The sequence below is a fragment of the Mesorhizobium sp. M4B.F.Ca.ET.089.01.1.1 genome (genome assembly GCF_004022605.1).
GTDB lineage: Bacteria > Pseudomonadota > Alphaproteobacteria > Rhizobiales > Rhizobiaceae > Mesorhizobium > Mesorhizobium abyssinicae.
Genome location: NZ_RZOS01000965.1, coordinates 1 through 932, shown reverse-complemented (window position 1 = coordinate 932; position 932 = coordinate 1). Strand labels below are relative to the sequence as shown.

The window sequence follows — 932 nt, the reverse complement described above, 5'->3', positions numbered from 1 at the left end:
GTCTTGTGCGGGTAGAGCGCGTAGTTCTGGAACACCATGGCGATGTCGCGCTTCGCCGGCGGCAGATTGTTGACGACGCGCTCGCCGATCGCGATCGTGCCGCCGGAGACCGTTTCCAGCCCGGCCACCATCCGCAAGAGCGTGGACTTGCCACAGCCGGAAGGACCGACCAGCACGACGAACTGGCCGTCGGCGATATCGACGCTGACATCGTGCAGGACCTTGACGGGTCCGAACGCCTTGGCCACATTGGTGATCGCGACTTGAGCCATCATCTCCCCTATCGTTTTCGGTGAAGCTAGCCATTGCCAACGGCAAGGGCAAGTCAGTATATTATAGATAAAAAGCCATTCCTGTTGACAAGGTAATCGATTACGCGAATAGTGGCGAGCGCAAAATCCGATGATCGGTGCTTTGCCGGAAATCGGATCTCCACGCGACGCAGGGTGGGGTCCCACGTCCCCATATGGTATAGGAGAAACGCAGACGTTTCGGCGTCCGATAGGTTGGCACGTCAAATTCACGGCTTTTGTTCTGGGAGGAATGTAGATGAGAGTCGGTCTTTACGAAAAACTGGTCCGCGCGGGTGCCACCCGGCGTGACATTCTCAAGGGCGCGGCCAGCATGGCCGCGATCGCCGCGGCTTCAGGCGCCGGCCTCGGCGCGCTAACCCGGCCGGCCGCCGCGGCCGACGATCTGCGCGCGAAGATCCTGCAGATTCCCGGCGTCGGCAAGGGTCAGCCGACCGATGCCGATTTCCAGAAGGTCGGCGAGCTCTGCCTCGAAGCGACCAAGGCCAATGTCAAGGAAGGCGAGTTCGCCGGCGTCGAACTCACCTTCATGGGCCTCAACAACCAGAACCTGCACAATGTTCTGTTCCGCGGCTTCCTGAAGCCGTGGGAGGCTTATACGGGCGCCAAGATCAGCTGGAT

At 60.4% G+C, this 932-nt stretch carries 1 protein-coding gene and 1 pseudogene; one reads left to right on the top strand and one right to left on the bottom strand.

The window, feature by feature from the left end; translation table 11 throughout:
- Positions 1 to 272: ATP-binding cassette domain-containing protein (locus tag EN780_RS35365; RefSeq protein WP_128276546.1), on the bottom strand; the 272-nt coding region annotated here is incomplete at its 3' end.
- Positions 273 to 549: 277 nt separating this feature from the next.
- Between EN780_RS35365 and EN780_RS35360 the strand changes: the two are divergent.
- Positions 550 to 932: pseudogene (locus tag EN780_RS35360) on the top strand (sugar ABC transporter substrate-binding protein); the annotation flags it as partial.